This is a genomic window from Tychonema sp. LEGE 06208, from assembly GCF_015207505.1.
Taxonomy (GTDB): domain Bacteria; phylum Cyanobacteriota; class Cyanobacteriia; order Cyanobacteriales; family Microcoleaceae; genus Microcoleus.
Map to the genome: position 1 here is coordinate 39,573 of NZ_JADEWT010000028.1, position 20,052 is coordinate 59,624.

Below are 20,052 nucleotides of genomic sequence, written 5' to 3' on the forward strand. Positions count from 1 at the left end.
CACTACGATCTGCAAATCTGTCAGCAGTGTTATAATTTTTCAGGTGACACCGGCTTAACAGTTCTTAATGTCGATCTCATAATTAACTGTTATCACCCGCAGTCGAATTTGCCGAAGAAGGCTGTAACGCTCGAAAGAGAGTTGCCGAGGGAAAGTATCAGGAAATTTAATGAACGATCGAACAACAAAGCAGGCTCTGATTACCGGAGCCAGCAGCGGTATTGGCAAAGCGACGGCCCTGGCGTTCGCCGCCGAGGGCATCAATCTGGCCTTAGTTAGCCGAGAGTCAGAAAAATTAGAAGCCGTTGCCGCAGCGGCCAGAGAAGTCGGAGTGAAAGCAGAAGCTTATCCCTTAGACTTGGCAAAAATTGAACAAGTGCAAAGCGGCATCAGCGCGATCGCATCTCAATTCGGGCCCGTAGATATCCTGGTCAACAGCGCTGGCATGGGCTACACCGGCTCCTTGACGGAAACCTCCCTAGCCCAGTGGCAGCAAGTTTTAGACCTCAATCTGACTAGCGTTTGGCAGTGCATTGTCGGAGTTTTGCCGTCCATGCGCGATCGCGGTTCGGGAATCATCATCAACGTTTCCTCGATCGCCGGCAGCCAAACTTTTCCCAACTGGGGGCCCTACTGCGTCAGCAAATTCGGTCTCATGGCTTTGTCCAAGACTTTAGCCGCCGAAGAACGGGATCGGGGAATTCGCGTCACAGTCGTATGTCCGGGTTCTGTCAACACTCCCATGTGGGACACGCAGAGCGTGCAAGCCAACTTCGATCGCACTGCCATGCTAACCCCTGAAATCGTCGCGCAATCAATTCTGCACGCAGTTCAGTTGCCGGCAAGTGCAGTAATTGAAGAAATCACGATCATGTCCAACGCAGGAGTTTTGTGAACTTGAGATTTTAGACTGCTGAATTGCGATCGAATTCAACAATCTTTGAATCCATAGCTCGATCCCAATCCAAAATCGATAGCTCGATCGCAATCGACAATCAAAAATCGAAAATCGATAGCTTTATCACAATTGAAAATCGATAGCTCGATCGCAATCGACAATCAAAAATCGAAAATAGCTCGTTCCTCACACGAAATTATTATGACAATTGCATCGAACAACGGCTCAAATAACTCGAACTCTATCTCAACAGACAGCATGAAACCTTCAGAAACCGCAGACTACAACGCCCCGCGCATCACGACTAGACCCGATCGCAATTCTTCCAACGGTCAAGAGTCTAACATACCCGTATCCTCAGAAGTAGGTATGGATGAAATGATGGAGTCCGTCCGGACGATGCTGCTGGGAATAGGAGAAAACCCCGAACGGGAAGGATTGCTCAAAACCCCCAAACGGGTAGCAGAAGCAATGCAGTTTCTCACCAGCGGCTACAGCCAATCCCTCGAAGAACTCCTCAACGGCGCTATCTTTGACGAAGGGCATAACGAAATGGTACTGGTGCGAGACATCAGCGTATTCAGTATGTGCGAACACCATATGCTGCCATTTATGGGCCGAGTTCACATCGCTTACATTCCCAACCAAAAAGTAGTGGGACTGAGCAAATTAGCCAGAATTGCCGAGATGTACAGCCGTCGCTTGCAGGTGCAGGAACGTTTGACGCGCCAAATTGCCGAAGCAGTTCAGACAATATTGGAACCGCAGGGAGTCGCTGTAGTAATGGAAGCCAGCCATATGTGCATGACAATGCGGGGCGTACAAAAACCCGGTGCTTGGACGGTTACGAGTGCCATGTTGGGCGTGTTTCAAGATGAACAAAAAACTCGCGAAGAATTCTTGAATTTGATCCGCCACCAACCGGCATTCTTTTAGTCATTAGTCATCATCAGTCATTAGTCATCAGTCATTAGTCATTAGCCAATCACTTTTTTCCTGGTGGCTGTAATCAAACATGGGGTCCAGAAATCGGTTTTTTTTACGATATACTTCGTTACGCACCGCAAATTGGGTAAAAAAAAACCCGGTTTCTTTGTCGGAGTGCGTCCAAGACCGATCTAAAATCTCAAATCAGATGACGATCGCCCGTTCTGCCAATAAAATAGATTGGTGACTCATGGCTTTTGACTAAATGAATCCTATTAAATTCGGAACCGATGGCTGGCGCGGCATTATAGCCGACGATTTTACCTTCGATCGCGTAGCATTAGTAGCTCCCCTAGCAGCACAAGTTCTCGCACAAACCAGTGGCAATAATGCCAGCAGCGGTACCGTAATTGTCGGTTACGACCGCCGTTTTTTGGCGGAAGATTTTGCCAAAACAGCGGCTGAGGCAGTCCAAAACGCCGGATTTGACGTGCTGCTGAGCGAATCCTACGCCCCCACTCCGGCTTTCAGTTTAGCAGCCAAACAATTAAATGCTTTAGGTGCGATCGTCCTGACAGCCAGCCACAATCCCGGATCATATTTAGGGTTAAAAGTCAAGGGGGGATTTGGAGGTTCAGTTTCGCCCGAAGTGACGCAACAGATAGAAGCAAAACTCGAAAATCCGGCCGCACTTTCAGCAACCCCCGGAAAATTGGAGAATTTCAATCCTTGGCCGGCTTACTGCAAAACCTTGCGGGAAATGGTGGATATTGAGGCGATTAAAGATGCGATCGCATCCGGCAAAATTACAGTATTTGTAGATGCAATGCACGGCGCTGCAGCAGGAGGATTATCTCAAATATTAGAAGAAACAGTGCAAGAAATCAACAGCGATCGCGATCCGCTGTTTGGCGGTGGCGCACCAGAACCATTACCGCGCTACCTGTCGAAGTTGTTCCGCATGATGCGTACCCACCAGCGCCAAAATTTCGGTTTGTCAATCGGATTTGTATTTGATGGAGATAGCGATCGAATTGCAGCCGTTGACTCTAGCGGCAACTTTCTCAGTTCGCAAATCCTAGTTCCCATATTAATCGAACACCTAGCTTCACGGCGCGGGTTAACCGGAGAAGTCATCAAAACCGTCAGCGGTTCCGACATCATTCCCAAAATTGCCCAACTTTACGGCTTACCATTATTTGAAACGCCGATCGGTTACAAGTATATAGCCGATCGAATGTTAACCACCAAAGTCCTAGTAGGCGGCGAAGAATCTGGAGGAATCGGCTACGGAACCCACATACCCGAAAGAGACGCCTTGCTATCAGCCCTGTACTTATTAGAAGCAGTCGTCAAATCCGGGGAAGACCTAAGCCAAATTTACAGCAGACTGCAAACAGAAACAGAGTTTACCTCAGCTTATGACAGAATCGACCTGCACCTAGCAAACATGGAAGAAAGATCGCGCTTGCTGGATTTGCTGCAAAACCAACCATTAACAGAAATCGCCAGCAAAACAGTAGTAGACTGCAACAAAGTAGACGGATACAAATTCCGTTTAACCGACGGAAGCTGGCTGTTAATTCGGTTTAGCGGCACAGAACCGGTGTTGAGGCTTTATTCCGAAGCAGCCACATTGAAAGAAGTGATGCAAAACTTAAATTGGGCGAAAGCTTGGGCGCAGAATTAATCGGATGAAAACAACCGCAGATGAACGCAAATGAAAGCGGATAGATTGATATGAAACCTCTCCTTCTCTGCGTTCTCTGCGGCCTCTGCGGTAAAAAAAAATCCCCAAAATTGGGAACTCTCTCTTCCTTCGCATCTTCGCGGTTCGTAAAAAATCCATGATGAACGCAAATGAAAGCGGATAGATTGATATGAAACCTCTCCTTCTCTGCGTTCTCTGCGGTCTCTGCGGTAAAAAAAATCACAAAATTGGGAACTTTCTCTTCTTCTCTCTTCCTTCGCATCTTCGCGGTTCGTGAAAAATCCATCCGTAAATTTTAACAGAAATAATGACTAATAATAAATTGCTAGTTGTGGCTACGGGCAATCCGGGTAAACTTAAGGAAATGCAGCTTTACCTTCAGGATTTGGGGTGGGAATTGCGCCTGAAACCGGAAGAATTGGAAATTGAGGAAACTGGGGAAACATTTATTGCTAATGCTTGTTTGAAAGCTTCTGAAATAGCCAAAGCTACAGGCGAATGGTCGATCGCCGATGATTCTGGTTTAATGGTAGATGCACTCGACGGTAAACCTGGGATTTATTCGGCGCGCTACGGTTCAAGCGATGCTGACAGGATATCTCGGCTGCTGAAAGAATTGGGAAACGAAGCAAACCGGGAAGCACAATTTGTTTGCGCGATCGCGATCGCCCGTCCCGACGGTACAATTGCCCTGCAAGTAGAAGGAATTTGCCCAGGTGAAATCCTGCACAGTCCTCGCGGTACCGGAGGTTTCGGATATGACCCGATTTTCTACGTACCCGCACAGCAGCAGACTTTTGCCGAAATGACAACGGATATCAAGCGATCGCACTCCCACCGCGGCAAAGCATTCGAGGCCCTAATACCACAAATGGAGTCATTAGTCATTAGTCATTAGTTATTAGTCATTAGTTATTGGTTATTTGTGATTAGTACCAATTATCCAATGCCCAATGCTATAATGCCCAATGCCCAATGCCCAATGCCCCATTCCCCAGTATCCTAGATTGCCTCCAGGTTCTTTTCTCCAGTCCGAATTCGGATAATTTGTTCTACCGGAGAGATGAAAATCTTGCCGTCGCCAATCTCGCCCGTGCGAGAAGCAGCGATAATTTTATCAACCACCATATCAACCTGATCGTTTTCGACAACAATCTCGACTTTGAGCTTTTGCAAGAACTCAACGGTGTACTCAGAACCGCGATAGCGTTCAGTCATGCCCTTTTGACGGCCAAAACCTCTAACTTCAGAAACAGTCATCCCCACAATGCCGGCATTGACGAGCGCGATTTTCACTTCGTCTAGTTTAAAGGGGCGAATAATAGCTTCAACTTTTTTCAATTTTTTCACTCCTAACACTTAGTACCTTCGTTATATTACTTAACTGGCGTGACATCTTTTAATATCACTGATAAGATTAAGTATTTTGTAAAATATACTACCGTATGTTGTACTCGCGATGAAATGCAGGCCAATATTTAATCACATTGTCTGAATTTTCCGGCGCGGGTAATGGCTGTGGTCGATCGCGCTAGAGAAAAAAAGAACGCAGCCTTCCCCCGCCGATCTGCTAAAACAGAAAAAGAACCCAGGAGACAGGAGTTTTCGCTCGTTTCGAGTTTGTTGTGTCAGATTTGCAGGTATTGCTGAAAATTATCATTGCTACAAGCGGTCAGTTAAACTATTCCTATGCACCCAGCCAGCCCTCCCCCTGACCGCAGCGGGCTTGATGCCCTACTGAGAAATCGCCCCTTCCTCGCCTTGTGGACGGGCCAGTTGTTGGCCCAAGTGGCGGATAAAATCTTTTACGTATTGCTGATTATTCTGCTGAAAACCGGCGACTACCAACCCTGGCCGGTTTCTGCGGAGTATTCGGGAAATTCAATGCTGTCAGCGGTGATGATCGCCTACACGCTGCCGGCGATCTTCTTTGGTTCGGCGGCCGGTATTGTGGTAGACCGCTTTTCCAAAAAGCAAATGCTGATAGGCTGTAACGCGATCCGAGCCATGTTGATTGTAGCTTTGCCGTTTTTGCCCAAAACTTTTGTCGTGTTGTTGGCGATTACGTTTTTGGTCTCTACTGTAACGCAATTTTTTGCTCCAGCAGAGGCCGCGGCAATCCCCCTGGCCGTGGGGCGAGAGGGACTGATGTCGGCAAATGCTCTGTTCGCCTCGTCCACAATGGGCGGAATTATTGTCGGGATGACGATCGGCGAACCGCTGTTTAGTTGGGTCAAACACAGCTTCGGGCCAGCTTATCAAGAGTTTTTGTTGGGTGGGTTGTACCTGATATCTGCGGGTTTGATCTATGCCATGCACATTAAAGAAAATCATCCCGGTAGCGGTGCCAAAAATGTCCATCCTTGGCAAGACCTTAAGGAAGGTTTGCGCTATTTGAAGCACAACCACCTGGTTAGCAACGCGATGGTGCAGTTGACGATTTTGTATTCGGTGTTTGCGGCGCTGCAAGTTCTGGCGATCGCACTTTCGGGCAAAATTGGTCTTAAAGAAACTCAATTTGGCTTTTTGCTGGCGGCGGCTGGTGTCGGAATGGTCTTCGGGGCGGCTTTTTTGGGTCACTGGGGCGATCGAATGCAGCAGAAACCTTTACCGTTACTTGGTTTCTTGATGATGGGTTTTGTATTGGCAATGTTTGCCTTTACCAGACAGTTGTGGCTGGGATTTAGTTTGAGTGCTCTGTTCGGTTTTGGTGCTTCTTTAATTAACGGCCCGATGCAAGCTTTGATTCAAGAGAAAACTCCAGAATCTATGCGGGGAAAAGTCTTTGGCTTGGAAAACAATGCGATTAACATTGCCCTCAGCTTGCCTTTAGCAGTAACAGGCCCGCTGACGGATGCTGTGAGCAAAGTAGTGGGATCGGATGACTTGGGTTTGCGGATCGTGCTGCTGAGTTTGGGCTTTTTGGTCTCGGTGATGGGTATGGCAGCTTGGCACCATACTCGCAAAGTCTTAAAGGATGCTCTGTAAACTTTGGCAACAAGGAAGAGGGGAGTTCGGCAGCGGATTATGTAACGGATGTAACGGATGTAACGGATGTAAGTCCGTCGGAAGAGGGAAGAGGGAAGTTCGGCAGCGGATTATGTAACGGATGTAACGGATGTAAGTCCGTCGGAAGAGGTCCGAGGGAAGAAGGAAGAGGGGAGAAGGAAGTTCGGCAGCGGATTATGTACGGGATGTAACGGATGTAACGGATGTAAGTCCGTCGGAAGAGGGAAGTTCGGCAGCGGATTATGTAACGGATGTAACGGATGTAACGGATGTAAGTCCGTCGGAAGAAGGAAGATGGAAGAGGGGAGAAGGAAGAAGGAAGATGGCTTTCTTTTGGCGATCGATCTCTAACATATAGCGGTTCGATCGCGTGGTGAGGTATGCCCTATGCCCTATGCCCTATGCCCAATGCCCTATGCTCAATGCCCAATGCCCAATGCCCTGTTTGGCCAATGCCCAATGCCCAATGCCCTATGCCCTATAGCGTCATATCGCGGTAAATCGGCATAGAAACCGCGATTTCCTCTATTTCTTTTCTTCCTCTGCTGTTCCACAATTTTGCCCGAAAGTCCGATCGCACACCGCCCCAGCGCGAAACTTTTTGTAAAATATCCGCCGGTGAACTACCAGAGTTCGATCGTAGAGATTAAAGTAGTATCAAAGCTTTCATTAAAATTCATAATTAGTTGGAGGTAAAAAAATCAGTGCAATTAAAAACTAAAGTAGCCGTCAGGCGTGCAACGGGTGGATTTGCTTTAATCGATAGCTTGATCCGCCACGGTGTCAAGCATATTTTCGGTTATCCCGGCGGCGCAATTTTGCCGCTTTACGACGAACTATACCGGGCTGAAGAAACAGGGGCGATCGATCACATTCTAGTGCGGCACGAGCAAGGTGCTGCCCACGCCGCCGACGGTTACGCCCGCGCTACCGGAAAAGTTGGGGTTTGTTTCGCGACTTCCGGGCCCGGCGCAACTAATTTGGTGACGGGGATTGCGACGGCCCACATGGATTCTATCCCGATGGTAATTATTACCGGTCAGGTTCCTCGTCCGGCGATCGGCACTGATGCGTTTCAGGAAACTGATATTTACGGCATTACTCTGCCCATTGTCAAGCATTCCTATGTAGTGCGCGACCCCAGAGACATGGCCCGAATTGTGGCTGAAGCTTTCCACATCGCGAGTACGGGGCGGCCGGGGCCGGTGTTGATTGACGTGCCCAAGGATGTCGGTTTAGAAGAGTTTGAGTATCTGCCGGTGGAACCGGGATCGGTGAGAATTCCTGGCTATCGGCCGACAGTGAAGGGAAATCCCCGCCAGATTAATCAAGCTATCCATTTGCTGAAGGAAGCGAAGCGTCCTTTGCTTTATGTGGGCGGCGGGGCGATCGCAGCCGGGGCCCACGAGGAAATTAAGGAACTCGCCGAGATGTTCCAATTACCTGTCACGACAACGCTGATGGGCAAAGGCGCTTTTGACGAAAAACATCCTTTGTCTGTGAAAATGCTGGGGATGCACGGCACTGCTTACGCTAATTTTGCCGTTACCGAGTGCGATTTGCTGATTGCTGTCGGAGCTCGGTTTGACGATCGCGTGACGGGCAAATTAGACGAGTTTGCCGCCCGCGCGAAGGTGATTCACATCGATATCGATCCGGCGGAAGTAGGTAAAAATCGCGGCCCGGAGGTGCCGATTGTCGGAGATGTCCGGCAAGTTTTGATGGATTTGCTGCGCCGCTGTCGGGAAACAGGTGTTTCGGGTACTCCCGGACAAACTGCGGAATGGCTGCACAGGATCGATCGCTGGAAACAGGACTATCCGTTAGTTGTACCCCACTACCCGGACATTTTGTCTCCGCAAGAGGTGATTTGGGAATTGGCTACTCAAGCGCCGGATGCTTACTACACGACGGATGTCGGCCAACATCAAATGTGGTCGGCTCAATTCTTAAACAACGGGCCGCGTCGCTGGATTTCCAGCGCTGGGTTGGGAACGATGGGTTTTGGGCTGCCGGCGGCGATGGGCGCGAAAATGGCGCTACCCAACGAGCAAGTGATTTGTATTGCTGGCGACGCTAGCATCCAAATGAATATTCAAGAGTTGGGAACCTTAGCACAATACGGCATTAATGTCAAGACTGTGATTGTAAATAATGGCTGGCAGGGCATGGTGCGGCAGTGGCAGCAGGCGTTCTACGGCGAGCGTTATTCGTCGTCGAATATGACTGTGGGGATGCCGGATTTTGTGATGCTGGCCCAGGCCTACGGCGTGAAGGGGATGCTGGTTTCAGGGCCGGATGAGTTGTCAGGTGCGATCGCCCAAATGCTCGCTCACGACGGCCCTGTGCTGATGAACGTGAAGGTGACGAGGGACGAAAACTGCTATCCGATGGTAGTTCCGGGCAAAAGTAACGCTCAAATGGTTGGTTTACCGGAACGCAGCACGTTGCCATCTGCAGAGTTGATTTATTGTCCGAGTTGCGGCGCGAAGAATGTTTCGATCAATAAGTTTTGTCCTGAGTGCGGGACAAAAGTTTAAGGAGTTTTGAGCGGGGACTTAGGCTGTGCCTATTAGTCTCAACTTAAGGTCAAACGTAGTCATAGACTGCTGTTTATCGTCTAGGCCAGATCCCCCCTTAGCTTGCCCCCTACTCCCCCTTAAGAAGGGGCGAACCGGAGCGATCTCAAAGTCAACCCCTACTCCCCTTTTTAAGGGGGATTTAGGGGGATCTGGCCTGGGATAACAGCGAGAGATACAAGGTTTTTGGGATTAAGTTGACGAGGAAAAGAGTCCGATCGAAGTCAACCCCTACTCCCCTTTTTAAGGGGGATTTAGGGGGATCTGGCCTCGGATAAAAGCGAGAGATACAAAGGTTTTGGGGTTAAGTTGACACGAGCAAAGGCAATGCCGTGTCCTTACCGGTATCTGCTGTTCCACATTTAAAACCATCTGGGCTGGCATCCCATCGAAAGCTTTAATCTATAATTTATAAGCATATTTTATGAGCCAGTGTCTAAACCCTGATTGCCTATTCCAAAACCCGTCTGGCTCTACAAACTTCTGTCACGAATGTGGGAATAAACTGCTATTGGGCGATCGCTACCGATCGCAAAAAATCATTGGACAAGGAGGCTTTGGGCGCACTTTTCTAGCTGTTGACGAGTATAAACCCTCAAAACCTCCCTGCGTTATTAAACAATTTTACCCCCAATTTCAAGGCGCTTCTAGTATCCAGAAAGCTGCTGAGTTATTTGAGCTTGAAGCAGTCCGCCTTGAACAGTTGGGTAAACACTCTCAAATTCCCGAATTATTAGCATATTTTAGTCAAGATGAACGGCAGTATTTAGTCCAAGAATTCATCGACGGTGAAAATTTAGCCCAAACACTAAAATCTCAGGGATATTTTAGCGAAACGCAGATTCGCAATTTGCTTAATAATTTACTGCCAGTATTCGAGTTCATTCATTCCCGCCAAGTTATTCACCGAGATATCAAGCCAGAAAATATTATTCTTCAGCAAGATGGGCAACTGGTTTTAGTTGACTTTGGAGCGGCTAAATATGCGACACAAACGGCTTTAGCGGTAACGGGAACGAGAATCGGGACGGCTGGATATACGGCACCGGAACAAGCCAACGGTAAACCGATTCATGCGAGTGATATTTATAGTCTGGGTGTGACTTGTCTGTGTCTGTTAACTCAGGTTGAACCGATTGATTTATTCGATGATAGCGAGTTTGAGTGGGTGTGGCGAGAACACTTAAAAACATCTGTCAGCTCGGAACTGGGTCAGATTTTAGATAAAATGATCCAACCTGCTATTAAAAAACGTTATCAATCTGCTACTGAAGTTTTGCAGGCTCTTGGTACTCAATCACCTCAATTATCAGCTCAAACACCTCCTCCGCCACCAGACTCGCTGAAATCAGCGCGGGGTGTTGACTATACTCATCTGCGGGATTTATTGGCGGCGGGGAAGTGGGAAGAGGCCGATGGGGAAACATTCAAGGTGATGTTAAAAGCTGCTAGTCGGGAGAAGGAAGGTTGGTTCGATAGGAACTCGATCGAGAATTTTCCTGGCGATGATTTGCGGACGATCGACAAATTGTGGGTAAAATACAGTCAGGGTCACTTTGGCTTTAGCGTCCAGAAAAAAATCTGGTTAGAAATAGGCGGTAAAGTTGATTATGACACTGAATGCAAGTTAGGCGATCGTGTGGGTTGGAGAAAGAGGAAAAAGGGAAGGAAAGTTTGGTTGGAGTACGATGATTTAGCCTTTAATCTGGAAGCACCACGGGGGCACCTCCCGTCGTGTGCGCGTGTGTTTGCGTGGGGGGGAGAAGGATTGGGTTGGGTTGTTGGAGTGTTGGGGTGGTTAGGGTTGGTTGTATGGTTCTCTCTTCTCTCGCATCAAGAGCTGTAAGCTGTAATTTATAGCGATTTCAGCCCTTTGTTAAGTCTTTTTTTGAGAATCTTTTTATACGAAGTTATCGGCTTTTCGTCATTTCATTACCTGTTACGTTTTGATATCACTCTTCAAACAACCGACTTGCGAAATTCGGATCATAGCAATTGGCTAACACAAACTGTTTAGGGTTCAGAAACCGGGTTTTTTACTAAATATTTGGTTGTAGTCAGCAGATTCGATAAAAACCCGGTTTCTTTGGTCAGTACGTAAATCCTAATCTACTCTAAATTCGAGATCAACTAATGCGTTATGCCATTGTCATTGAAAAAACACCCAATAACTATTCAGCATATCCACCAGATTTACCCGGATGTGCAGCCACAGGCGCTACCCTTGCGGAAGTACAGCAGCAAATTAAAGAAGCGATCGAATTTCACTTAGAAGGATTGCGAGAAGAAGGTTTACCCATTCCCCAACCAACTACGCTTTGTGAATATGTAGAAGCACGATAATCTGGTGAAACCCGGTTTCTTGCTATATTTCTCGTCACTCAACGCAAAACTCGTAGAAACCGGGTTTCTAACCCCCATGCGTAAACCCTGAAATGATAATAAACCTATGCTATAATTAAGTTGACATTTTTAACCTCAGATTCAAATATATGCCAACTTTAACTGATATTGGCACTCTGATAATTTCCACACCAGAAACCTGTGGAAATCGCCCCCGCATCGCAGGAACTAGAATCACCGTTCAGCGAATCGCCGTTTGGTACAAGATGGGGATGAATCCAGAAGAAATTATTGCTGAAATTTCTCACTTAAATTTAGCCCAAGTTCATGGAGCACTCGCTTACTACTACGCAAATCAAGAGCAGATAAATGCTGATATTGCGGCGGAAGAATCTGAGTACGATCGCTTAGCTAGTGAATGCAAAGGGGAGAGTTAATTTTGAGCCAAATTCGTTTATATTTAGATGAGGATATTCTCGAACGCTCCTTGATCAAAGCGCTCCGAAATGCAGGAATTGATGTATCTACTGCGGAATCGAATAATCTCAGTTGCACCGATGAAGAGCAATTAATCTGGGCAACAGCACAAGGACGAGTTATCTATACTTTTAACGTGGGAGACTTCTGTTATTTGCATAAAATTTATATGGAAGAAGGAAGGAATCATTCAGGAATTGTGATGGGAAAACAAAGTTATTCGATAGGCGAACAATTACGAGGTTTTTTGAAGTTAATTTCTCTCAAAACAGCAGAAGAGATGATCTGTCAACAGCAGTTTTTGGTAAATTATCTAGACAAATGAATCTTTATTTGGGAATAGATTTCGGTACTACGGGCGCGCGATCGACAATTATCGACTCCCAGGGTACAATCCATTGCGAGACAGAATACACTTTTGCCGACGCACAACAGTCGGAATTACCCTCGGTGTGGCAAAATGCACTCTCGGCTGTAATTGAGCAAATCTCCCCAACAATCCGCAATCGGGTAAGGGCGATCGCCCTTGACGGCACATCCTCCACAGTCATGCTGTGCGATACTGACGGTATACCCGTATGCGAACCCATTTTATACAACGATGCGCGCGGTGCAGCCGTGACAGAGACGTTGCGGGCGATCGCGCCGGATAACCACACAGTATTGAGCGCTACATCGAGTCTGGCAAAACTCCTGTGGTTGCAAGACTTTCGAGAGGAAACCACCCCTACAGTTTTCCTGCATCAAGCTGACTGGCTGGCATTTCTGCTGCACGGAAAATTGGGAATTAGCGACTATCACAATGCTTTGAAACTCGGTTTCGATGTTGATACTTTGTGCTATCCGAATTGGCTGACACAGGGAATTGCGGGCGCTGCAACTCCTGAATTGCCGCAAGTTGTCGCACCGGGCACGCCTGTGGGGGAAGTCAGAACTCAAGTGGGCGATCGCTTCGGTTTTCCCCGCGATTGTATGATTTGTGCTGGTACAACCGATAGCATCGCAGCATTTTTAGCAAGCGGTGTCAATTTACCGGGGGAAGCAGTAACTTCTCTCGGTTCTACACTAGCAGTCAAACTGTTAAGTCATACCCGCGTAGATGATTCTCGATACGGGATTTACAGCCATAAATTAGGCGATTTGTGGTTGGTTGGAGGCGCTTCTAATACCGGAGGTGCGGTGCTGCGACACTTTTTTACAGATATTGAATTAGCTAATTATAGCACACAAATTAATCCTGAACAAGAGAGTTTGCTGGATTATTATCCATTGTTAAAAAAGGGCGATCGCTTTCCGATTAACGACCCGAATTTGCCGCCCAGACTCGAACCGCGTCCCGCTGATTCTGTGGAATTTCTGCACGGTTTGCTAGAAAGTATCGCGCGGATTGAAGCGCGGGGATATCAATTATTGCAGGACTTGGGTGCAACACCTTTGACAAAGGTTTATACTGCTGGCGGCGGAGCGAAAAATGCGGTTTGGAGTGCGATTAGAAAGCGTTATTTAAAAGTGCCGGTGGAAACTCCTGTTCAGACTGCGGCTGCTTATGGAACGGCGTTATTGGCGATGCGAAGTGCGATCGATTTGAGATTGGAGGATTGAAGAAAGCGACCTCACGGATCGATATGGATGCTGGTAATCTGGATGCTTTTAGTTAGGCTTAAATGTGGTAATTGGGATTGCGATCGCTATCGATTCAAACTAAAATAGAAGGAAGCAAACATTCTGATATATTGTGTTAAGTTGTTATCCCTAAACATCAAGGACAATGGCAAAGCTACCTGATGACATCCTGAACACAATTTTCACATTGCAGCGGCGGCTAGTGGAAATCCTCAACGAAACAACCGCCACAGAATATATTTTAATGCAGCAGTTTGGCGAGACAGAAGCGACACTCCCCGAACTAGAATCCCTAGATAATGTTAAGGAAAGGTTGAGAAACCCTTACAATCGTTTGTACAGGCTTTTGCAGCAGGTAGCAGAATCTCAACCCGCTGCGACTGCGGATACGTTAAACTTTCTGTATAGAACGATAGAACAAACAGAGGCGGCTGTCGATGCCTCAGAAGCAACTATCCGAGAAATCAAAATAGATTGGAATTTGCCATGAATCAACAACCTAGAATCCCCGACGCTGAAACCAGAAAGCGACACGTTGAAAAGATGCGTGAAGTCTGCCAACAGTTGGACGCTTTAACTCTAAACCTGGATGAATTAATCGCTATATTTGAAGCTGACAACCGCCGCCAGCGTCGAGAACGTTTGGCGGGTAAATACAGGCGTGTGGAATCTCAGGTAATCGAATAATAGAAGAAAATCCGGCGGTTGAAACCGCCAGAAATTCAAACAATGTCCGCCTCTGCGGAATGAAGAAAACAATGTAATTTTTACCGCCATTTTTACCGCCCATTCTTCAACCCGCGCACCATCCGGGTTTTGCCTGTACAGACGCGGTTTCAACCGCCGGGTTTTCTGGGAGTTTTTTCTATTACACTCGCTGCAACTTTGCCGTCCTCGGATCGATGATTTTGCGGCCCAAACCTTTAAATTTAATTGCCAGATTAGTTTTATCGCCCACTCCCAAAACGTGGGTAATTTCTCCAACTCCAAAAGCATGATGAAAAACCCGTTCCCCCGTTTTCCATTCTGATGGAGAACTCCCAGAATGGGCGGCTGAATTATTAGTTTTTCCCTGGGATGCAGCAGTTTTCATAGTCTTAGTTTTCTTCGCACTTCCAGCCAACAAATGTGTCGGTAATTCGCCCAAGAATAGCGAAGGCGTGCAGTGTTCGCGGTATCCTCCCCAGAGGCGGCGTTCGCGAGTGTGGGTGAGAAATAGCAATTCCTGGGCGCGAGTGATGCCGACATAGCACAAACGGCGTTCTTCTTCAACTGCTTTCGGGTCATCTAAACTGCGGAAATTGGGAAATAAACCCTGTTCCATTCCGACTAAAAATACTACGGGAAATTCTAACCCTTTGGCTGAGTGCAGCGTCATCAGCGACACGCGGGAATCGTCTTCTTTCAAATCATCTAAATCGGAGGCTAAGGATGCTTTTGCTAAAAATGATGTTAGCGTCGGTTCTTCGTTTTGTTCTTCAAATTGCAGCACTGCGTTGTACAATTCTCGAACGTTTTCGATGCGATTTTCGGCTTCTTCGGTTCCTTGATTTTTTAAATCGTCAATGTAACCAGAATCTTCGATAATTCCTTGGACAATTTGCGACGCGGGCGTAGTTTCAAGTTTTTGTTGCCAATTACCAATCATGGCGGCAAATTTAATTATAGCTTTTGCCGATCGCCCTGCGAGAGTATTTACAGAAGATTCATCGCTGAGAATTTCCCACAGCGGAATGCCCAATTGAGTTGCAGCGTCTTCGATTTTACCAAATGTCGTGTCGCCAATGCCGCGGCGGGGAGTGTTGATGATGCGTTTGAGGCTGACGCTATCGTCGGGATTGGCGATCGTCCGCAGGTATGCTAGGATATCTTTGATTTCTTTGCGATCGTAAAACTTCAGGCCGCCGACAATATTGTAGGGAATATCCAAGTACATTAACGCTTCTTCAAAGGAGCGAGATTGGGCGTTGGTGCGGTAGAGAATCGCAAAGTTGCTGCCGTGTTCGTATTCGGAATTTTGGCGCTTCAGGGACTGAATTTGCCCCGCTACAAATTGCGCTTCATCTATTTCGTTGTCGGCGCGCCATACCACAATCGGAGCTCCGGGTTCGCGAGTCGGGCGCAGAACTTTCTCGATGCGTTCGGTATTGTGTTCGATCAAGTGGTTGGCGGCTTGCAGGATGTTTTCGCGCGATCGATAATTTTCCTCTAATTTGACCATCGTCTGAGTTTTTTCGTCCGACAAGCCATCGCCGAAATCCTCTTGAAATTCCAGCAAAATGGTATAATCAGCCATCCGAAAACTGTAAATAGATTGATCCACATCGCCCACCACAAAAATCGAGCGATTTTGCCATTTATCAAACTCTTTCGGGTCGCTGTTATTTGTCACCAACATCCGAATCAAATCGTATTGAGTGCGGTTGGTATCCTGATATTCGTCAACTAAAATATGTCGGAATTTGTGATGCCAATAACTTAAAACTTGCTCGTTTTGGCGTAAAAGTTTAACCGGAACTAGAATTAAATCGTCAAAATCTAAGCCATTGTTGGCGGCTAAAGCATCTTGATAACGGCTGTAAACATCCGCAATTACCCGCCCTCGGTAATCCGGTTCTGCTGCGAGGAATTCTTGAGGCGACCAACCTTGATTTTTAGCGTTGCTGATGGCATATCGGACTTTGCGCGGGTCAAATTTCTTATCGTCTAAATTGAGGACTTTGGTAACAATTTGTTTGACGAGACTTTGAGCATCTGACTCGTCAAAAATTGAAAAATTCTTCTTCCACTGGCGGCCTTTTTCGTCTTGATACTTCTCAATGTCGTAGCGGAGAATTCGGCCGCACAGAGAGTGAAAGGTTCCCATCCAAATCTGTTTGGTAATTCTCTGGTAAATTTGCGATCGCAATCTGGTTTGCACATCCGGCGCTAAATCTGCCAAAGGTTTCCCATATTCCGCTTCAGCTTGCTGAGTAGCCAGCAATTTCTCAATTCTTTCTTTCATCTCCCTGGCGGCTTTATTTGTAAATGTCACCGCCAGAATATTTTCTGGATCAACTCTATGGGTGCGAACTAAGTTAGCAACTCGGTAAGTTAGAGCTCGCGTTTTGCCGGAACCAGCGCCCGCTACTACTAACAGCGGCCCGTTATAATGGGCGACTGCTTGGCGCTGAGATGGGTTGAGGTGGCTGAGGAAATCAGTGGTTTGAGTCATAGCTAGATAGTTAGTTGTTGGATTTTTTTAAGAGATAAATAATACTTAGTATGTGATAAGCAGAAGGAAGAGGGAAGAAGGAAGAAGGAAGAAGGAAGAAGAGATACACAGCAAGCCTTTGAGGGTTTCGTATTTTACGTTTGATGAAAGGAATTCATTTACTCCGAGTTTGTTTAAGGTAATGAGCGATCGCCCTACAATATAATATCATGAAGATCCGACGGCGGTTGAAACCCCCAGAAAGTCAAACGATATCCGCCTCCGCGGACGAAGAGAGAATAAGGTAAAACATAATTTTCACCGCCTATTATTCAACCTGCGGAGGCGGGTTTTGTCTCTATAGCCGCGGTTTCAACGGTCCGGATTTCTAACGTTTCAATATTTGTTTGAGCAAAACTGCTGCTAATATTCCCAAGCCAATCCAAATAACAATAATTATAGCAGCCGCAGCCAGATTTATCGGTTTTTCTCGCTCTATTTCAGCAGCGGCTTTTTCCCGACACTCGGCTAAAACCTGTGGGGGAATCATCTTCAGTACCAGCCAAATTCCCAAAGGTACAATTATCAAATCGTCCAAGTAGCCGAGAATTGGTATGAAATCGGGTATTAAGTCGATCGGGCTAAAAGCATAGGCCACCGTAAGGCCAGCTAAAATTCTGGCGTACCCAGGTACTCTCTGGTCTGTACTGGCTAAATAAACGGCGTAAGTCTCTTTTTTAAGTCGGCGGGCAGCTTGTTTTAAGGATTGCATATAGTAATAACTAATGAGTAATAACTAATGAGTAATGACTAATGACTAATGACCAATGACTAATATTTTTTTTAGTTGCCAAAAATGTAACAAGCCGGATATTTAGGAATTTCAGTGGCAAAGTAAAATATAGCATCTGTTGTATGTGAGGATAATCAAAGTTATGAATTCAAATTTGCGGCGCGGTACTAGAAATAATTTCCGCAGTCTGTTAACAGCGTTGTGTTTAACGTTAACTTTCGTGAGTTTTGTGAGGTTAGATCCGGCGGTTGCTCAAGAACAGCGGCTCAGAACGTTGACTGTTACCGGGCGGGGTGTGGAAGCGATTCCTACAACTAAAACCCAAGTGCGGCTGGGTGTTGAGGTGCAGGGGAAAACGGCGACTGCGGTGCAGCAGGAAGCGGCCAGGCGATCGTCCGCTGTGGTAGAGTTGCTGCGATCGCGCCAAGTCGAAAAACTCGAAACTGCCGGCATTACCCTCAGCCCGAATTACAGCTACGAAAACAACCAGCAGCGGCTGACAGGGTATACTGCTACGAATACCGTCAGTTTTCAGATTAATACTGAATCTGCAGGCACTTTGCTCGACGATGCGGTGACAGCCGGAGCAACGCGCATTCAAGGTGTGAGTTTTGTGGCCGCCGAAAGCGCGATCGAACAAGCTCAAAAACAAGCACTCAAAAAAGCCACTCAAGACGCTCAATCGCAAGCGGATGCAGTCTTGAGCGCGCTCAACCTCAAGCGCGGCGAGATTCAGGGAATTCAAGTCAACGGTGCGATCGCGCCAGCTCCCGTGTACCGCCAATTTGCTGCTGCTAGGGCTGATGCTAATGCTGCAACGCCTGTGGTGGGAGGGGAACAGCAGATTGAAGCTTCTGTGACTTTGCAAATTGGATATTGATTCCGGCCTGCATTTTCAAGGAACGTAAAATGCGATATCTGGGTGTTTGAGTTTTTTATGCTTGTCTACTTATTGTCAGATAAAACATCTTATATCAATTCCGTTAGCATCGGAATGATATAAACGGAGGACACGGCAGTGCCGTGTCCCTACAATTGATCGTGGTAGGGACACGGCACTGCCGTGTCCTCTATATCATTCCGGTGCAGCCGGAATTGATATTAAATATCTGACAGCAACATTATAAAATTAAATCATAAAATATGAAAGCAAATTTTTATGACGCGATTTATTCACGATCGCTTTGCCAAAGACTTGTTGACAGAACTGCTGTCTCCCATCGGAACGGTGAATATCGGGCATGATGTTACTGCCGAAGTCCGAGAAATCGATGTTTATTTCATTCCCAGCACTGTAATTCCCGAATACTCAGCAACTTTAGGATTGTTGGGAAAAATGGCTGATACGGCGGCAATTTTTGAACCGTTTTGCAATCCAGTAACTGTCGGCGAAGTCATTAGCTGTATGAGTAAGTTATGGGATTTGCGGGGTGAATTGGAGCGGCAAGCCCGAAGAGAAAATACTCGCTACGACGATGCTAAGCTGCCCTTATTGTGGATTTTGACACCTACAGCGTCGAAAGCACTGCTGGAGGGTTTTGGTGCGGTACCCAAGCCGGATGATTGGCTCGATGGCATTTATTTTTTGCCGAGGCATTTGAAATCGGCAATGGTGGTGATTCACCAATTGCCCGAAACTCCCGAAACGTTGTGGTTGAGGATTTTAGGCAAAGGAAAAGTGCAGCCAAGGGCGATCGCCGAACTGAGCTATTTAGCAACCGACGATCCGTTACGGATTATCGCGCTAGAATTGCTGTATCAGTTACAGTCAAACTTAGTAACCGATACCGAACAAGAGTTACAGCCAGAAGAGCGGGAGTTAATTATGGCGATCCCATCACTTTTTAGAGAACAGTTAGAAGCCGCACAACAACAAGGAATTGAACAAGGATTAGAACAAGGCAGGCAAACACAACAGCGCTTAATATTAGAGAATTTTCTGCAAGTGCGATTTGGAGAAGTTAACTCAAAAATGACAGCTTTTTTATCTCCAATATCAAAGTTGCCCGCTGCGGAATTTACAGTGCTGTTGCTGGCAATATCCATGCTGACAGTGGATGAAGCAGGAAGACAACAAGCGGTTAAATTATTAGCAGAAAATGTCTTGAGAATGCGCCAAAATGAATTGGAGGATATTCTGCCTGCTGCCCTTACCAATTTATTAGCAATGCCGGTGGAACAATTGACACTGTTTGTAGAACAATTACCTCAGTTGTCGGCTGATGAAGTAAGAGCAAGGTTGGAATAAAAACCGCGATAATATTTGTTCGGGCAGTCATAAAGTCTACCCGAATTTCCCGCCATCCCGTGCAAGTCATCCGAAAAATCTATTTCGATCGCGCCCATCCCACGGGAGCATCTCATATTTGTAAAAATACTTCTTTTGACTCCTTCTTTCTTCCTCTTTCCTCCTGTCTCCTGTCTCCTGTCTCCTGTCTCCTACCTCCAATTTCTAGCTTGGCTGCAAAAGTGAGATGCTCCCCATCCCACTCCCAACCC

The 20,052-nt window shown here is 46.8% G+C and carries 20 protein-coding genes; 17 read left to right on the forward strand and 3 right to left on the reverse strand.

The features are described 5' to 3' along the window. The first annotated feature begins 169 nt into the window (after nt 1-169). The 4 genes from IQ263_RS10140 (at nt 170) to rdgB (ending at nt 4,434) form a co-directional block, all read left to right on the forward strand. A complete protein-coding gene (locus IQ263_RS10140; protein WP_194067306.1) occupies nt 170-895 on the forward strand; it encodes an SDR family oxidoreductase in 726 nt (241 codons plus the stop codon). A gap of 204 nt (nt 896-1,099) precedes the next feature. Then, complete coding sequence (folE, locus tag IQ263_RS10145; protein WP_194067307.1) at nt 1,100-1,834, forward strand: GTP cyclohydrolase I FolE; 735 nt, start codon at nt 1,100-1,102, stop codon at nt 1,832-1,834. A gap of 256 nt (nt 1,835-2,090) precedes the next feature. Further along, nucleotides 2,091-3,515 (forward strand): phosphoglucomutase/phosphomannomutase family protein, encoded by a 1,425-nt coding sequence (locus IQ263_RS10150; protein ID WP_194067308.1) that lies wholly within the window; start codon nt 2,091-2,093, stop codon nt 3,513-3,515. A gap of 328 nt (nt 3,516-3,843) precedes the next feature. Continuing rightward, the gene (rdgB, locus tag IQ263_RS10155; protein WP_194067309.1) at nt 3,844-4,434 is read left to right on the forward strand and encodes an RdgB/HAM1 family non-canonical purine NTP pyrophosphatase; all 591 of its coding nucleotides are present in this window, start codon (nt 3,844-3,846) and stop codon (nt 4,432-4,434) included. A gap of 104 nt (nt 4,435-4,538) precedes the next feature. Here rdgB and IQ263_RS10160 read toward each other — a convergent pair whose 3' ends face one another. After that, nucleotides 4,539-4,877 carry a P-II family nitrogen regulator gene (locus IQ263_RS10160; RefSeq protein ID WP_006633346.1) on the reverse strand — a complete coding sequence of 113 codons (339 nt, stop codon included), beginning with the start codon at nt 4,875-4,877 and terminating at the stop codon, nt 4,539-4,541. A 348-nt stretch (nt 4,878-5,225) separates the two neighbouring features. Here IQ263_RS10160 and IQ263_RS10165 point away from each other — a divergent pair, with 348 nt between their 5' ends. From IQ263_RS10165 to IQ263_RS10210, 10 genes are all read left to right on the forward strand, one after another. Continuing rightward, nucleotides 5,226-6,524: an MFS transporter gene (locus tag IQ263_RS10165; RefSeq protein ID WP_194067310.1), complete on the forward strand. Its 1,299-nt coding sequence runs from the start codon at nt 5,226-5,228 to the stop codon at nt 6,522-6,524. After that, a complete protein-coding gene (locus IQ263_RS10170) occupies nt 6,485-6,736 on the forward strand; it encodes a hypothetical protein (RefSeq protein ID WP_194067311.1) in 252 nt (83 codons plus the stop codon). The genes IQ263_RS10165 and IQ263_RS10170 overlap by 40 nt, the downstream gene beginning before the upstream one ends. Nucleotides 6,737-7,249: 513 nt before the next feature. Then, nucleotides 7,250-9,085 carry a biosynthetic-type acetolactate synthase large subunit gene (gene ilvB / locus IQ263_RS10175; protein ID WP_194067312.1) on the forward strand — a complete coding sequence of 612 codons (1,836 nt, stop codon included), beginning with the start codon at nt 7,250-7,252 and terminating at the stop codon, nt 9,083-9,085. A 463-nt stretch (nt 9,086-9,548) separates the two neighbouring features. After that, entirely contained in the window at nt 9,549-10,970 is a 1,422-nt protein-coding gene (locus IQ263_RS10180; RefSeq protein WP_194067313.1) for a serine/threonine-protein kinase, read from the forward strand. Between the two features lie 287 nt (nt 10,971-11,257). Then, the gene (locus tag IQ263_RS10185; protein ID WP_194008704.1) at nt 11,258-11,467 is read left to right on the forward strand and encodes a type II toxin-antitoxin system HicB family antitoxin; all 210 of its coding nucleotides are present in this window, start codon (nt 11,258-11,260) and stop codon (nt 11,465-11,467) included. A gap of 149 nt (nt 11,468-11,616) precedes the next feature. Next, nucleotides 11,617-11,904, forward strand: coding sequence for a DUF433 domain-containing protein (locus tag IQ263_RS10190; RefSeq protein WP_194067314.1), 288 nt, complete (start codon nt 11,617-11,619; stop codon nt 11,902-11,904). Between the two features lie 2 nt (nt 11,905-11,906). Then, nucleotides 11,907-12,269, forward strand: a complete 363-nt coding sequence (locus IQ263_RS10195; protein WP_194067315.1) for a DUF5615 family PIN-like protein — start codon at nt 11,907-11,909, stop codon at nt 12,267-12,269. Beyond that, on the forward strand, nt 12,266-13,546 hold the full coding sequence (locus IQ263_RS10200; RefSeq protein ID WP_194067316.1) for an FGGY-family carbohydrate kinase: 1,281 nt from the start codon (nt 12,266-12,268) through the stop codon (nt 13,544-13,546). Before IQ263_RS10195 ends, IQ263_RS10200 begins: the two co-directional genes overlap by 4 nt. A gap of 166 nt (nt 13,547-13,712) precedes the next feature. Continuing rightward, a complete protein-coding gene (locus IQ263_RS10205) occupies nt 13,713-14,057 on the forward strand; it encodes a hypothetical protein (protein WP_194008695.1) in 345 nt (114 codons plus the stop codon). Further along, on the forward strand, nt 14,054-14,254 hold the full coding sequence (locus tag IQ263_RS10210) for a hypothetical protein (RefSeq protein ID WP_194008696.1): 201 nt from the start codon (nt 14,054-14,056) through the stop codon (nt 14,252-14,254). The genes IQ263_RS10205 and IQ263_RS10210 overlap by 4 nt, the downstream gene beginning before the upstream one ends. A 181-nt stretch (nt 14,255-14,435) precedes the next feature. On the opposite strand, the gene pcrA is transcribed toward IQ263_RS10210, so the two are convergent. Further along, a complete protein-coding gene (gene pcrA, locus IQ263_RS10215; RefSeq protein ID WP_194067317.1) occupies nt 14,436-16,781 on the reverse strand; it encodes a DNA helicase PcrA in 2,346 nt (781 codons plus the stop codon). Between the two features lie 52 nt (nt 16,782-16,833). On the opposite strand from pcrA, the gene IQ263_RS10220 reads away from it, so the two are divergent. Continuing rightward, on the forward strand, nt 16,834-16,986 hold the full coding sequence (locus IQ263_RS10220) for a hypothetical protein (protein ID WP_194067318.1): 153 nt from the start codon (nt 16,834-16,836) through the stop codon (nt 16,984-16,986). A gap of 162 nt (nt 16,987-17,148) precedes the next feature. Here the strand turns inward: IQ263_RS10220 and IQ263_RS10225 are convergent, their stop codons facing one another. After that, nucleotides 17,149-17,532 (reverse strand): YkvA family protein, encoded by a 384-nt coding sequence (locus tag IQ263_RS10225; RefSeq protein ID WP_194067319.1) that lies wholly within the window; start codon nt 17,530-17,532, stop codon nt 17,149-17,151. Between the two features lie 163 nt (nt 17,533-17,695). Here IQ263_RS10225 and IQ263_RS10230 point away from each other — a divergent pair, with 163 nt between their 5' ends. Next, nucleotides 17,696-18,433, forward strand: coding sequence for an SIMPL domain-containing protein (locus tag IQ263_RS10230; RefSeq protein ID WP_194067320.1), 738 nt, complete (start codon nt 17,696-17,698; stop codon nt 18,431-18,433). Nucleotides 18,434-18,712: 279 nt separating this feature from the next. Then, nucleotides 18,713-19,801 (forward strand): flagellar assembly protein H, encoded by a 1,089-nt coding sequence (locus IQ263_RS10235; RefSeq protein WP_194067321.1) that lies wholly within the window; start codon nt 18,713-18,715, stop codon nt 19,799-19,801. Nucleotides 19,802-20,052 lie beyond the last annotated feature (251 nt).